This window comes from Methylobacterium gregans, assembly GCF_022179245.1.
GTDB lineage: Bacteria > Pseudomonadota > Alphaproteobacteria > Rhizobiales > Beijerinckiaceae > Methylobacterium > Methylobacterium gregans.
Map to the genome: position 1 here is coordinate 13,510 of NZ_BPQM01000043.1, position 13,892 is coordinate 27,401.

Annotated in this window: 10 protein-coding genes; 2 read left to right on the top strand and 8 right to left on the bottom strand. The window is 72.8% G+C overall.

Features of this window, described 5'->3' with window-relative positions; translation table 11 throughout:
* Positions 1-67: 67 nt before the first annotated feature.
* Together MFF54_RS10235 and MFF54_RS10240 are read right to left on the bottom strand one after the other, a co-directional pair.
* Positions 68-1,267, bottom strand: a complete 1,200-nt coding sequence (locus MFF54_RS10235; RefSeq protein WP_238302522.1) for a PepSY-associated TM helix domain-containing protein — start codon at positions 1,265-1,267, stop codon at positions 68-70.
* Between the two features lie 279 nt (positions 1,268-1,546).
* Positions 1,547-2,725 carry a YihY/virulence factor BrkB family protein gene (locus MFF54_RS10240; RefSeq protein WP_238302523.1) on the bottom strand — a complete coding sequence of 393 codons (1,179 nt, stop codon included), beginning with the start codon at positions 2,723-2,725 and terminating at the stop codon, positions 1,547-1,549.
* Positions 2,726-2,981: 256 nt separating this feature from the next.
* Between MFF54_RS10240 and MFF54_RS10245 the strand changes: the two genes are divergently transcribed.
* On the top strand, positions 2,982-4,850 hold the full coding sequence (locus tag MFF54_RS10245; protein ID WP_238302530.1) for a cation:proton antiporter domain-containing protein: 1,869 nt from the start codon (positions 2,982-2,984) through the stop codon (positions 4,848-4,850).
* A gap of 21 nt (positions 4,851-4,871) precedes the next feature.
* Here MFF54_RS10245 and MFF54_RS10250 read toward each other — a convergent pair whose 3' ends face one another.
* From MFF54_RS10250 to MFF54_RS10265, 4 genes are all read right to left on the bottom strand, one after another.
* Positions 4,872-6,302, bottom strand: coding sequence for a UdgX family uracil-DNA binding protein (locus MFF54_RS10250; RefSeq protein ID WP_238302538.1), 1,431 nt, complete (start codon positions 6,300-6,302; stop codon positions 4,872-4,874).
* A 1-nt stretch (position 6,303) separates the two neighbouring features.
* The gene (locus tag MFF54_RS10255) at positions 6,304-7,515 is read right to left on the bottom strand and encodes a putative DNA modification/repair radical SAM protein (RefSeq protein ID WP_238302541.1); all 1,212 of its coding nucleotides are present in this window, start codon (positions 7,513-7,515) and stop codon (positions 6,304-6,306) included.
* A gap of 97 nt (positions 7,516-7,612) precedes the next feature.
* Positions 7,613-8,044 carry an OsmC family protein gene (locus MFF54_RS10260; protein ID WP_238302542.1) on the bottom strand — a complete coding sequence of 144 codons (432 nt, stop codon included), beginning with the start codon at positions 8,042-8,044 and terminating at the stop codon, positions 7,613-7,615.
* 98 nt (positions 8,045-8,142) lie between these two features.
* Positions 8,143-8,742, bottom strand: a complete 600-nt coding sequence (locus MFF54_RS10265; protein ID WP_370880276.1) for a RecX family transcriptional regulator — start codon at positions 8,740-8,742, stop codon at positions 8,143-8,145.
* 182 nt (positions 8,743-8,924) lie between these two features.
* On the opposite strand from MFF54_RS10265, the gene MFF54_RS10270 reads away from it, so the two are divergent.
* Positions 8,925-10,331: a TAXI family TRAP transporter solute-binding subunit gene (locus tag MFF54_RS10270; RefSeq protein ID WP_238302554.1), complete on the top strand. Its 1,407-nt coding sequence runs from the start codon at positions 8,925-8,927 to the stop codon at positions 10,329-10,331.
* Positions 10,332-10,360: 29 nt separating this feature from the next.
* On the opposite strand, the gene MFF54_RS10275 is transcribed toward MFF54_RS10270, so the two are convergent.
* Together MFF54_RS10275 and MFF54_RS10280 are read right to left on the bottom strand one after the other, a co-directional pair.
* Positions 10,361-13,207 carry a PAS domain-containing hybrid sensor histidine kinase/response regulator family protein gene (locus MFF54_RS10275; protein ID WP_238302547.1) on the bottom strand — a complete coding sequence of 949 codons (2,847 nt, stop codon included), beginning with the start codon at positions 13,205-13,207 and terminating at the stop codon, positions 10,361-10,363.
* Between the two features lie 158 nt (positions 13,208-13,365).
* Positions 13,366-13,892: FAD-linked oxidase C-terminal domain-containing protein (locus MFF54_RS10280; protein WP_283206272.1), on the bottom strand; the 527-nt coding region annotated here is incomplete at its 5' end.

Consider the following 13,892-nt stretch of genomic DNA (forward strand, 5'->3'; position numbering starts at 1 on the left):
TGGAGGCCTGTCTAGTGCCGTTTCGAGCCTCTGGGAAACGGCGAATGGGTCGCGGGGCCCCGTATCCTCAGACCTGGACCGGGCGGCCGAGCGGCGGCGCGGCCCGCCGTCTGCGCGCGGCCCGGCGGCGCAGGACGTAGAGCGTGAGGCCGGTGCCCGCGAAGAGCGGCATCGCGAGCGCGGCGAGGCAGAAGACCAGGGCGAGGACCGGGCCGAAGAAGCGCCCGCGATGCACCTCCAGCATGTTGTCGGCGATCTGCCGGCCCAGCGTCTTGTCCGCGGGGCGCGAGGCCGAGAGGAGCGCGCCGGTGCCCGCGTCGTAGGTCAGGTCGGTGCGGCTGCTCGGCCCGTCGCCGGACCGGGTGTAGCGGATCCGGATGTTCGGCTCGCCCCGCTCACCCGGCATCGTGAGGAGGCTGAGGGCGGCGCCCGCGCCTTCCCCGGCCGTGAACGTCTGCCAGGCCGCGTCGAGGGCCGCCGGCCGGCGCTCGCCGCGCCCGCGCTCGGCCCCACGGCCGGCATCCGGCTGGGCCATGCCCTCGGGCCGGCCGGGGCCGCCGCGCTGCGGGCGCGCCTCCGGCCAGTTCCCGGTGAGCAGGTAGGTCGCACCCGCCCGGTAGGATTCGTAGGACCACCACAGGCCGGAGAGCGCCATGACGGCGTAGACCGGGATCACCCAGGTGCCGACGACCGCGTGAAGCGACCACCAGCGCGGGCGCCCCGGGCGGGCAACGCTCAGCCTCAGCCAGACCCTCCAGCCGTGCAGCTTCGGCCAGCGCAGGTAGAGGCCGGTTCCCAGGAAGACGAGGAGCGCGACGGCGCAGAGACCGGTGGCGGTGCGGCCCCAGCCGCGCCCGCCGCCGGGAATGAGCAGCCAGCGGTGCAACGCCCGGATCGTCTCGAAGGTCGTCTCGCCCGCGACCGCGCCCCGGTCGGCGCCGTCATAGGGGTCAACGTAGCGCGCGGGCGGGTGCTCGCCCGGGCCGGTGCCGGCGAAGCGCACCCGCACCGCCCGGCCCGGATCGCCCGGGATGCCGAGCCCCGAGACCCGCAGGCCCCGATGCTGCGCCTCGATGCGGGCGACGAGCGCCTCCGGCCCGAGCCGGGTCCGCGCGCCGGCCTCGACCGCGAGCGGCCCGGCGTTGAGGGCGTCGACGACGGCCTCCTCGTAGCTCATCAGCGCGCCGGTGACGCCCATGAGCGCCAGGACGAGCCCGGCGGTGAGGCCGAGCGCCCAGTGAATGCGGAACAGGATCGTGCGGAGCATCGGTCGTGGCGGCAGGGCGGTGTCCAGGCGGGTCGTCGCGCCGCGCGGAGCCCCAGCGACCGGGCCGTCCGGCGGCGACCCGACCTATTAACCGACATGGCGTACGGTCAAGACCCTATTCGCCACGCTGTTCACGGAAGAGATCTGAGTTTTTATCGATTCCAAGCTGGGGAATGCCGTTCCGGGACTCTGAAACCGTTCGGAAACGTTTCGGGCATCTTGCGGCCATGCTCTCTCGAAGCTGGCGATCGCCGGCCCGAGGGGAGGCTGCTGCACGCCTCAGCGGGCGCCCGCGGCCTCGCCCACGGTGTCGGCCATGCGGGCGTCGCGTTGCCCGAGGGGTTTGGGCTGGCCCTCCGTGGTGTCGTGGGCGGTCTGGTGCTCCATCTCGGCGTTCACCTCCGCGCCGATCAGCACGATGATGGTCGAGATCCAGATCCAAGTCATGAAGCCGATGGCGGCACCCAGCGAGCCGTAGGTCTTGTTGTAGGAGCCGAAATTCGAGACGTACCACGAGAACAGCAGCGAGCCCGCGAGCCAGAGGAAGCTCGCCAGCGCGCTGCCCCAGGTCACCCAGCGCCAGCGCGGCGCATCGCGGCTCGGGCCGAAGCGGTAGAGCACGGCGAGCCCGAGCAGCACCACGACGAACAGGGCGGGCCAGCGCAGGAGCGCCACGTACCACGCGTCGGTGCTGAGCCCGACCGTGTTGAACACGATCGGCAGCACCACGATGCCGCCGAGCGCCAGCACGATGAACAGCAGGGCGCCCGCCGTGAAGCAGAGCGAGACGAGGTTCAGCTTGAAGAAATTCCGCTTCTCCCGCTCCTCGTAGACGATGTTGAGCGCGTCGAAGACGCTCTTCATGCCGCCGTTGGCGCTCCAGAGCGAGAGCAGAATGCCGGTGAGCACGGTGAGCCCGAGCTTGCGGTCGCCGGCCTCGGTGAGCCGCTTGACCTGATCGCCCACGATCTCCAGGGCGCCGGAGGGCAGCACTCCCTGCAGGTTCTCCAGGTGGCGGTTGATCTCGGCCGGGTCGGCGAACAGGCCGTAGAGGGAGACCAGCGCCGCGACCGCCGGGAAGATCGCGAGCAGCACGTAGAAGGTCACGCCCGCCGCGACCGAGACCAGCCGGTTCTCCGAGACGTCGTGGAAGACCCGCAGGCCGATATCCTTCCAGCCCGCGGCCGGGATCTCCGAGGGGGAGCGGGCCTGCCGTCCCCGGTGCGCCTCCCGCTTCGTCACGCGCTCCGCCTCGGGCCCCTCGTGCGAGCCGGACGTCTCGCGCGCCGGTTCCGGCGATCCCGCGGGCGCCGCGGATCGGGCGGGGCCGGAGGACGCGCGCGCGCCCGTGCCGCGCCGCGGCAGCGCGACGAGGCCGATCAGCGCCGCCGAGAGGGCGATCGTCCAGAGCGTGCCGCCTCCATCGGTCCGGGCGGCGGGTTCGGCTTCGGCCGGCATCGGCGGTTCTCCTGGCATCGCACTGGTATCCCGGTCGAGGGGACCACGCGGACAACCGAGCGTTGTACAATCCGGTTTCATTCCCGGGTCGGCGTGCCGTCCGGCACGCCGCCGCGGTGCCGGAAAAGCTAAGGCGTTCGGGGACGATGCGGATTTTCTTTTCCCGCGACCGTTCCAGCCGCCGCCGCGACGGTTAAGGAAGAGGGCCGGATGCCGCCGGCTCACGCCCCGCGACTCGAGAGGAGACCAGAACCCGGTGCCGCACGCGACCGAGCTCATCGCCATCATCGCCCTCGGGCTCGTGCTGGCCTTCCTGTGCGGAATGCTGGCCCAGCGCCTGCGGCTGCCGCCGCTGGTCGGCTACCTGCTGGCGGGGGTGCTGGTCGGGCCCTACACGCCGGGCTTCGTCGGCAACAGCGAGCTCGCGGGCCAGCTCGCCGAGATCGGCGTGATCCTGCTGATGTTCGGCGTCGGCCTGCACTTCTCGATCGGCGACCTGATGGCCGTGCGCGCCATCGCGCTGCCGGGGGCGATCGTGCAGATCGCGGTGGCGACCGCGATGGGCGGCGGGCTCGCCCTCCTCTGGGGCTGGGGGCTCGGGGCCGGGCTCGTCTTCGGCCTCGCCCTCTCGGTGGCCTCCACCGTCGTGCTGCTGCGGGCCCTGGAGGAGCGCGGCCTCCTCGACAGCGACAAGGGCCGGATCGCGGTGGGCTGGCTCATCGTCGAGGATCTGGCGATGGTGCTGGCGCTGGTGCTGCTGCCCGCGCTCGCCCCCTCGCTCGGCGGCAAGGCCGAGGAGGCCGGGCACGGGGCCGCGCACGCGCTCGCGGAGTTCGTCGGCGGCCTCGTCGGGTCGGGCATGGCCGACAGCATCTGGCTGACGCTCGGCCTGACGCTCGCCAAGGTCGCGCTGTTCGTCGCGCTGATGCTCGTCGTCGGTCGCCGCTTCGTGCCCTGGCTGCTCGATCAGGCAGCGCGCACGGGCTCGCGGGAATTGTTCACCCTCTGCGTACTGGCCCTGGCGCTCGGTCTCGCCTTCGGCTCGGCGGAGCTGTTCGGCGTCTCCTTCGCGCTCGGCGCCTTCTTCGCCGGCATGGTGCTCGCCGAATCCGATCTCAGCCATCAGGCCGCGGCCGATTCCCTGCCCCTGCAGGACGCCTTCGCGGTGCTGTTCTTCGTCTCGGTCGGCATGCTGTTCGACCCCGGCATCCTGATCCGCGAGCCGCTCTCCGTGCTGGCGGTGCTCGGCGTGATCATGCTGGGCAAGTCGCTCGCGGCCGTGGCGATCGTCCTCGTCTTCAAGCACCCGGTCGGCACCGCCCTCACCATCGCGGCGAGCCTCGCGCAGATCGGCGAGTTCTCCTTCATCCTCGTCACGCTCGGGCTCTCGCTGAAGCTGCTGCCGACGGAGGGCCGCGACCTGATCCTCGGCGGCGCGCTGCTCTCCATCACCCTGAACCCGCTGGCCTTCGCGCTCGCCGCGCGCGTCGAGGCGTGGCTCGCCGACCGGCCGGACCTCGCCCGCCGCTTCGAGCGGGGCGGGGCCGACACGGTGTCGGTGACGGGCGAGACCAAGGCTCCGCGCCGCCACGCCGTCGTCGTCGGCTACGGCCGGGTCGGCAGCAGCATCGGCAAGGCGCTCCAGACCTGGGACCTGCCCTTCGTGGTGATCGACCGCGACCGGCGCCGGGTGCTGGAGCTGCGCGAGGCCGGCATCGAGGCGGTCTACGGCGACGCGCTGGCGCCGGGCATCCTGGAGGCGGCGGGCATCGGCCAGGCCCGGCTCCTCGTGAGCGCGACGCCCGATTCCCATCAGGCCCGCCGCCTCGTGGAACTGGCCCGCGAGGCGAACCCGCGGATCGACACCCTGATCCGCACCCACAGCGACGCCGAGCGCCGCCGGCTGGAGGAGGAAAAGGTCGGCCTCGTCCTGATGGGCGAGCGCGAGCTCGCCTTCGGTATGACCTTCTACGCGCTGCGCAGCCTCGGCCTGAAGGACGGCGAGGCCCGCCTCTTCGTGGACGCCTCCCGCGCCGAGAGCCGGGCCGAGGCGCCGACCGAGACCGAGATCGAGCAGAGCACGCCGGAGCTGCGCCCGCACAAGGCGGAGGTGGCGGAGGGGTAGGTGCTGCCTTGGCCGTGTGTCTCAGCCGGCCAGGTCCCGACCCAGTTCCGCCACCCGCCGCAGATCACCGACGAAGGCCCCGTAGGCCTCCTCTTTCGCCTCATCCGGCAGGCGCAGCAGGTAGGAAGGGTGGACGGTCACGAAGCCCGCGAAGCGGTTGTGGTGGCGCTCGAACGCGAAGGGCCCGCGGGCGCGGGTGATCGGCACCGCCTTGCCGGTCAGCGCCAGCACGGCGGTCGCACCGAGCGCCACGACGAGGCGGGGCGCGACGAATTCGAGTTCCCGGTCGAGCCACCAGCGGTAGTGGCTGACCTCACCGGCCGTCGGCTTCTGGTGGATGCGGCGCTTGCCGCGCTCCTCGAACTTGAAATGCTTGACGGCGTTCGTGAGGTAGCTCGCCGCCCGGTCGATCCCGGCCTCTGCAAGCGCCCGCGAGAGGAGCTGCCCCGCGGGGCCGACGAAGGGCTGTCCCTGCCGGTCCTCCTGGTCGCCCGGCTGCTCGCCCACGAAGGCGATCGTCGCCCCGACCGGCCCCTCGCCGAGCACGGCCTGCGTCGCGCCCGGCACCAGCGGCTCGCTGCGCCTGATGATGGCGTTGAGCTCGTCGAGCGAGGTCGGGTCCTGGTCGGCCATCGCGGCGACGGCGCGGGCGGGGTCGCGTCTGGCGGGCACGCTCGGGCTCCTCTCGATCATCGCGCGCGTGCCGGCCTCGGCCCCGCGCACCAGGGCTGGAATCGCCAGCGTCTCCGGCATGTTCCGCCAGTACTTCTTCGGCATCTCGGCCCGCATCGCCTTCAGGTTGGTGCGGGCCGGGTTGAAGGTGCTCTCGTAGTAGTCGCGCCAGCCGGCCTCGAACCCGTCGCCGGGGGGCAGGTCCTCGCGCCGGCCGGGCGGCCCGAGGCGGAGCGCGGCGCCGTCCCAGTGGGCGGAGGCGTCCGGCGTCAGGATGGTCCAGTTGAGCGAGCGGAAGCGCTCGACGAAGAACGGGGCGGCCGCCTCCAGGATGTGGTGGTCGGGCTCGAACCAGGCGGTGAAGTGCTCGACCCCCGCCGCCTCGCTCCGGCGGAAGCGCAGGAAGGCGTGCATCTTGTGGAGGTCGCGCGCGATCGCCTTCCGCATCAGGTTGAGCCGGTGGACCAGCGGGTCGCTCGGCACCTCCGTGAGGTGGCGCTCGCCCGCGCGCACGCGCCAGATCAACCGGAAGAGCAGGGCGTAGCGCTCGGGGTCGCGGTGCGGCACCACCATCGGCACGAGGTCGGCGACCGCGCGCGGCAGGCGCAAGGGACCGGTCTCCGCCGCCGGCGCGCTGCCGAACAGGTCGGAGGTCGCGCCCTCCGTCCAGGCGACGCGCTCGGGCGGCACGCCCTCGGCCACGAGCGCGCGGACGGCGGCGCGGAAGCCGGAGAGGTCGGCGCCGGGCGCGAGGGCGACGGCGCGCGTCGGCCCCGTCATATCAGAACAGGCTCAGCTGCTGCGCCGGCTCGACGAGCAGTGCCCTGAGATCCAGCCGATCGGTCTGAGCGCCGGGCGTGTAATCGGCCGCGATCAGGAAGGGCCGCGCCCGCTTCAGGGCCGAGGTCAGGCGGGCGACGTCGTCGAGGCGCAAGGTGGTGTGGCGGCGCGCCTGGATGATGCGGTCGACCGCCCGCGCCCCGAGCCCGGGCACCCGCAGCAGCATCTCGCGCTCGGCCCGGTTCACGTCGACGGGGAAGCGCGCCCTATTCTTCAGCGCCCAGGCGAGCTTCGGGTCGACGTCGAGGGCGAACATGCCGTCGTCGGCCGCGTCCGCCACGTCGTCGGGGGAGAACTCGTAGTACCGGATCAGCCAGTCGGCCTGGTAGAGCCGGTGTTCGCGCTGGAGCGGGGGCGATTTCAGCGGCAGGATCGCGGCCCCGTCCGGGATCGGGCTGAAGGCCGAGTAGTAGACCCGCTTCAAGCCGACGCTGCCGTAGAGATGCGCGCTCTTGCGGATCAGCGCCTCGTCGGTGGTCGCGTCCGCGCCGACGATCACCTGGGTCGACTGGCCCGCGGGCGCGAAGCGGCGCCGCTCGGCCTTGGCCTCCACGATGCGCTCGCCGATCTGGGCCATCGCCCCCTGGATCGCGGCGCCGTCCTTCTCGGGCGCGAGGCGCTCCAGGCTCTGCTCGGTCGGGAGTTCCACGTTGATCGAGAGCCGGTCGGCGTAGAGACCCGCCTCCTCGATCAGCCAGGGGCTCGCCTCCGGGATCGTCTTCAGGTGGATGTAGCCGCGGAAGCCGTGGTCGCGGCGCAGGGCTTTCGCCACGCGGTTCATCTGCTCCATCGTGTGGTCGGGCGACTTGATGATGCCCGAGGATAGGAACAGGCCCTCGATGTAGTTGCGCTTGTAGAACTCGACCGTGAGGCGCACGACCTCCTCGACGGTGAACTTCGCTCGCCGCACGTTCGAGGAGCGCCGATTGACGCAGTAGGCGCAGTCGAACAGGCACCAGTTCGTCAGCAGGATCTTCAGGAGCGAGACGCAGCGCCCGTCCGGCGTGTAGGCGTGGCAGATGCCCGCGCCCGTGGTGGAGCCGAGCTCGCCCTTGCCGGCCGAGCGTTTGGGCGCGCCCGAGGAAGCGCAGGAGGCGTCGTACTTCGCCGCGTCCGCCAGGATGCGCAGCTTCTTCGCGAGGGTCTCGTCCATCGAACAAACAATGAACTCTCCCGTGGCGGAAACAAGGTCGCGCGCGAGGCGATCCCCCGCGCGCGATGCCGCACCGGGCGTCCCAGCCCTCAGGGTGTCAGCCTTGGCTGAGGCTCGCCTTCAGGGTGATCTCGGCGTTGAGCACCTTCGAGATCGGGCAGTTCACCTCGGCGGCGTGGGCCAGCTCGTCGAACTGGGCCTGCTCGATGCCCGGGATCGTGGCGGTGAGCGTGAGCGCCGATTTCGAGACCTTGAAGCCGTCGCCCTCCTTCTCGAGGGTAACCACCGATTCCGTCCGCATCTCGGTCGCCGTGAAGCCCGCGGATTGGAGCTGGAAGGCCAGCGCCATGGTGAAGCAGCCGGCATGCGCCGCCGCGATCAGCTCCTCGGGATTGGTGCCGGGCTTGTCCTCGAAGCGGGTGTTGAAGCCGTAGGGCTGGTCCGAGAGCACGCCCGACTGGGTGGTGAGCTGGCCCTTGCCCTCCTTGCCGCTGCCCTGCCAGACGGCGCTCGCCTTGCGGTTGATCATCTGTCGCCTCCATTCCGGCCCCGGGCGCGGGATGCGCCGGAGCCTGTCCGCCGCGGAGGTGGCGCGGGGGCGCCGGATATCCAGGGCCCGCGAGGCTCTCAGTCCTCCTCGCCCGGAGGCTCGGCATCGACGGTGTCGCGCGCCAGCCCGTAGCCGAAGCCGGCCCGCGCCAGCGCCGCGAGGTCGCGGTCGCGGTGGGCGGCGCGCTGGTCCGGCCGACGGAAGGGACCGAGGCGCCGCCGCCTGGCGTAGGCCAGGGCGGCCTCCGCCTCGACGGCTTGGCGGTCGTCCTCCGCCTCCTCCCGCTCGGCCGCCATCGCGGCCTCCACGACGGCGCGGGGCACGCCCTTGGCGGCGAGCTTCGCGGACGCGCCGCGGGTCGATGTGCCGCGCCGCCGCAGGGTCGCGAGCCGGGCGCGGGCGAAGCGGGCGTCGTCCACGAGGCCGGCCGAGACCGCGCGGGCGACCGTGGCCTCGACCATCTCCGCGAAGGCGGCCGGATCCTCCTCGCGAGCCCGGGCGCGTTTCTCCACCCGGCGCGCCAGGGTCCGGCGCAGCATCTCGGCCGAGGCGCTGTAGCGCTCGAGATAGTGCAGGGCGGCCCGCTCGAGCCACGCAGGCGTCACGGGCCGGGGCGGCTTCGGCGCCGGGGCTTCGGGCCTCTCGCCCGGGCCCTTGCCCGGCACCGCGCCCAGCATTTTGCCCGTCCCTGGGCCGCGGCTCTCACGTGACTGTGAGGTGGCAACGATTTTGCGGATCACGGGTTCTTCACGATCTGAACAGGATCTCGTTGCATGATGCCACGATGCAACGCTTGCAAGGCGACAAGATCGGCGCCCGGATCGGGCACCGCCTCCTCCGCGCCGCGTCGGCGATCTTCTTGAGACGCGAGTGGGTCCTCGTCCTGCTCGCCCTCGGGCTCGCCACGACGGCGGCGCTCGTCTTCTACCTGTCGCGTCCGACCGTTCTCACGGTCGCGGTCGCCCCTCAGGACGGGCCGGAGACCGGGCTGCTTGAGGCCTACGCGCAGGCCCTCAACCGGGCGCGCGAGGACGTGCGGCTGAAGCTCGTCCGCCACGGGGACGTGCGCGACAGCGGCGCGGCGCTGCAGGCCGGGCGCACCGACCTCGCCATCGTGCGGCCCGACGTGTTCATGCCCGAGAACGGGCTGACGCTCGCCGTCCTGCACGACGAGGCCCTGCTGATCGCCGCGCCCGAGGCGGCCGGGATCGAGGACTTCCCCGATCTCGCGCGCAAGCGCATCGGCTTCGTGGTGCGTCACGACGCGGACCTGCCCTTTCTCACGAACATGCTGGCCTTCTACGATCTCGCCCAGGCGACCGGCGAGACGGCGGAGGCGGAACTCGGCCCCGGCCACGTCGCCCTGGTCCCGCTGAAGCCCGCCGAGGTGACGGCGGCGGTGGCCGAGAAGCGGGTCGACGCGGTCGCGGTGATCGCGAGCCCGTCCTCGAAGCCGGCGCTCGCCACCGTGCGGGCGGTCGAGCTCGGGGCGCCCGACCGCAAGGTCGACCTCGTCTCGGTGCCCGACACCGACGCCATCCTGCAGCGCTATCCCGAGCTCCAGGCGGTCACGATCCCCGCCGGCACCTTCGGCGGGCGGCCGAAGCGGCCGGCCGAGGAGGTGAAGACGGTGGGCGCCTCCTACCGGCTGATGGCGCGCAGCGCCGTGAACCGCGTGGCCGTCGCCTCGGTGACGCAGCACCTGTTCGAGTGGCGCTCGAAGCTCGCCGCGGTGACCCCGGTCGCCAAGCTGATGAAGGCGCCCGACTTCGACACCACGGTGGCGGCGACCTCCGCGCGCCTGCCGAACCATCCCGGCGCGGTGGATTATTTCGAGCGCGAGCAACAGACCTTCCTGGAGCGCTACGAGGACTACATCTACCTCTTCGCCTTCTTCGGCGGCACGATCGGCTCCGGCATCGCCTGGCTCGGCCAGCGGCTGGCGCGCAAGCGCCGCGAGCGGGTCGACATCGTGCTCGACCGCCTGCTCGACATCCTGCGCGAGGCCCGGGGCGCGGGCCGGATCGAGACGCTCGACGCGCTCGCCCGCGAGACGGACGAGCTGGTGGCCGACGTGGTGCAGTACGCCCGGGAGCGCACCATCGACGCCCGCACCCTGAGCGCTCTCATCCTGGCGGTGGACGCGGTCCAGGCCGCGCTCGGCGACGCGCGGCGCCAGCTCGGGTCAGGCCCGGTCGAGAGCCGGGCGGAGGCGCGGGCGCGCACGGCCCGCCTGCTGGCGCACGGCCTGTCGGCGGCGGAGTAGGGTAGGGGCCGGTGCGGGGGCGGCCGCGGTCACCCCTCGATGATCGTCCGGATGCGGGCCGCGAGCGCCTCGACCGCGAAGGGCTTGGTGATCATCTGGGCGCCGGCCTCGGCCGCGTCGCCGAAGGTCGCGTTCTCGGCGTAGCCGGTGATGAACAGCACCTTGAGCCCGGGCCGGAGCGCCCGGGCGCGTTCGGCGAGGCGCCGCCCGTCCAGGCCCGGCAGGCCCACATCGGTGACGAGAAGGTCGATGCGGCCCGAGCCCTCGACCAGGGCGAGGCCGGCGAGACCGTCGGCGGCCTCCAGCGCGCGATAGCCGAGATCGTGCAGCACCTCGACGATGAGGTCGCGCACCACCGCCTCGTCCTCCACCACCAGCACCGTCTCGCCGCGCCCGACCGGGACCGCCGCCTCGGGCTCGGGCGGCCGCACGGGCGACGCGGTTCCCCGGTAGCGCGGCAGGTAGAGGCTGATCGTCGTGCCCCGCCCGGGCTCCGAGGCGATCGCGACGTGCCCCTCCGATTGCTGCGCGAAGCCGTAGATCATCGAGAGGCCGAGCCCGGTGCCCTGGCCGATGGGCTTCGTGGTGAAGAACGGGTCGAAGGCCTTGGCGATCACCTCGGGCGCCATTCCGGTGCCCGTATCGGTCACGCGGATCTGGACGTAGTCGCCCGCCGCGAGGCTTGGCGGACGGCGCGCATCGGTCCGGGCGAGCGCGGCGTTGCGGGCCGCGATGGTGAGCCGTCCGCCCTCCGGCATCGCGTCGCGGGCGTTGATCGCGAGGTTGAGGATCGCGTTCTCGAGCTGATGCGGGTCGCAGAGCGTGGGCCAGAGATCGTCCGCCGCCGTGATCTCCAGGGCGATGCGCTCGCTCAGGGTGCGCCGGAGAAGCTCCTCCATCCCGGCAATCAGCGCATCTGCCGCGACGGGGCGCGGCTCCAGGGGCTGGCGCCGGGCGAAGGCGAGCAGGCGGTGGGTGAGGGCGGCGGCCCGCTGGCCGCAGGCGAGCGCCGCCGCGATGTACTTCTCGATCTGATCGCCGCGGCCCTGGCGGATCCGGGTCTGCATCAGGTCGAGGGAGCCGACGATGCCGGTGAGCAGGTTGTTGAAGTCGTGGGCGATGCCGCCGGTGAGCTGGCCCACGGCCTCCATCTTCTGGGCCTGCCGCAGGGCCGCCTCGGCCTGACGCTGCTCGGTGATGTCGCGGCCGACCACGTAGGACAGGTTGCCCTCGGGCACGGCGGTCCACATCACGGTGCGCCGCTCGCCGTCCGCGCAGATCACCCGGTCGATGAAGGCGGTCACGGTCTCACCGGCCGCCAGCCGCTCCATCAGCCCGCTCACCGCCGCGTGGTCGGCCGGATCGACGCGATCGAGAAGGGGGCTGGCGAGCAGCGCCTCGGCGCTCCAGCCGAGCATCCGCGTCCAGGCCGGGTTGACGGATTTCAGGTAGCCATCGCCTCCCAGCGTACCCATCAGGTCCGAGGTGGTCTCCCAGAGCCGGTCGCGCTCGCGGGTGCGCGCCTCGACCTCGCGGGTCAGCGCCGCCTCGACGCTCCGGCGCTCGGTCACGTCCTGCACGAAGACGTGGATGCCCTCCACCATCCCGTCCGGCGCCCGCCGGGGCCGGAAGCGCACCGCGCCGATGCGCTCGCGGCCGTCGACGTGCGGCAGGGTGGTCTCGAACTCCACCTCCGTGCCCGCCAGCGCCCGGTCGATCCGGGCGCGTGTGGCCGCGAAGGCCTGCGGGCCGATGACCTCCTCGACCGTGCGCCCGATCATCCAGGCGGGATCGACCCCGTGCCAGGTCCGGTAGGCGGCGTTGGCGAAGCCGTAGCGGTAGTCCGGCCCGACGACGGCGACGAGGATCGGCAGGATGTCGGCGACGACGCGCAACTCCGCCGCGGCGTTGCGCAGGCGCGCCTCGCTCGCCGCCAGCGCTTCCGCGGCGAGGCGGCGCTCGGTGATGTCGAAGGTCGCCCCGGGGAAGCGCGCGGGGCGCCCGTCCGGGTCGAGGATGCAGTGCCCCTGCGCCATCACCCAGCGGACCGCCTCCCCGGGCGGGGCATCCGCCCGCAGCAGGCGGTACTCCGCCGCGAAGTCGCCCCCGGTCCGCATCACCGCGGCGATCGCCGCCTGCAGCCGCGGGGTGTCCTCCGGGTGGATCCCGGCGAAGAACTCGGCGATCGGCGCGCCGCGGGCGGCCTTCTCCGGATCGACGCCGTAGAGCCGGGCGAAGCGCGCGTCGGCGGTGACGCGGTCGTTCGGGATGTCCCAGTCCCAGGTTCCGATGCCGTTGCCGGCCGAGAGCGCGAGTTCGAGCCGCTGGTCGCTCGCCCGCCGCCGCCGCTCCGCGAGCACGTGCGCCGTGGTCTCGGCGGTGGTGCAGATCATCCCCGCGATGGCGCCCGCGTCGTCGCGCACCGGCGAGTAGGTGAAGCTCCACCACGTCTCCTCGGGCGCGCCGTGGCGGTGCATCGTCAGCGGCAGGTCCGTCACGGCAATCGGCCGCCCAGCGAGCGCGCCGGCGCAGAGCGGGCCGACATCCGCCCAGACATCCGCCCACAAGTCGGGGAAGCGCGCGCCGAGCGCCCGGCCGAGGCGGTCGCCGAGGATCGGCCGGTAGGCGTCGTTGTAGAAGCTGAGGAGGTCCGGGCCCCAGGCCAGGAACATCGCGCTCGGGCAGGCCAGCATGGTGGCGAGCGTGGTGCGCAGGGAGACGGGCCAGGCGGCGGGCGGCCCGAGCGCCGTGCCCGACCAGTCGCGGGCCAGGATCTCCCGGCCCGTCAGGCTGCCCTCGGCGAGGAAGCGCAGGGCCGGCGGCAGCCCGGCGGGATCCCCGCCCGGCTCGGCCGGACCGATCGGGGACGTGCTCACCGACGCGCTCACCGGCGCCGCCCGCTCCCGCCGCCCGGCGCCCGGCCGCGTCCTATCCGATCCGATGCGTTCCTGCCCATGCCCCACGGATGTGGGGAACGGGGGCCGCAGTCAACGCGGGCGCCTGCCGGTCGCGCGATTTGGTTGCGCATCGCCGCTCAGGCGGCGATGCGGCCCTCCAGCGGAAACACCTTGGCGGGGTTCATCAGCCAGAGCGGATCGAAGACGTTGCGCACCCGCATCTGCTGCTCGAGGTCGGTCTGGTTGTACTGGAAGCGCATCAGCTCGCGCTTCTCGATGCCGACGCCGTGCTCGCCGGTCAGGCAACCGCCGGCCTCGACGCAGAGCTTCAGGATCTCGTCGCCGGCGGCCTCCGCCTTCTGCAACTCGCCCGGCTTGTTGATGTCGAACAGGATCAGCGGGTGCAGGTTGCCGTCGCCCGCGTGGAAGACGTTGGCGACGCGAAGCCCCTTCTCGGCGCAGATCGCGCCGATGCGCTCTAGCACGGGGCCGAGCTGACCGGTCGGGATCGTGCCGTCCATGCAGATGTAGTCGGAGATCCGGCCCGTGGCGCCGAAGGCGGACTTGCGGCCCTTCCAGATCGCGGCCGATTCCGCCTCGGACTTCGAGACCCGGATGCTGGTCGGGCGGAAATCCCGCGCGATCGCCTCGATGCGGGCGAGCA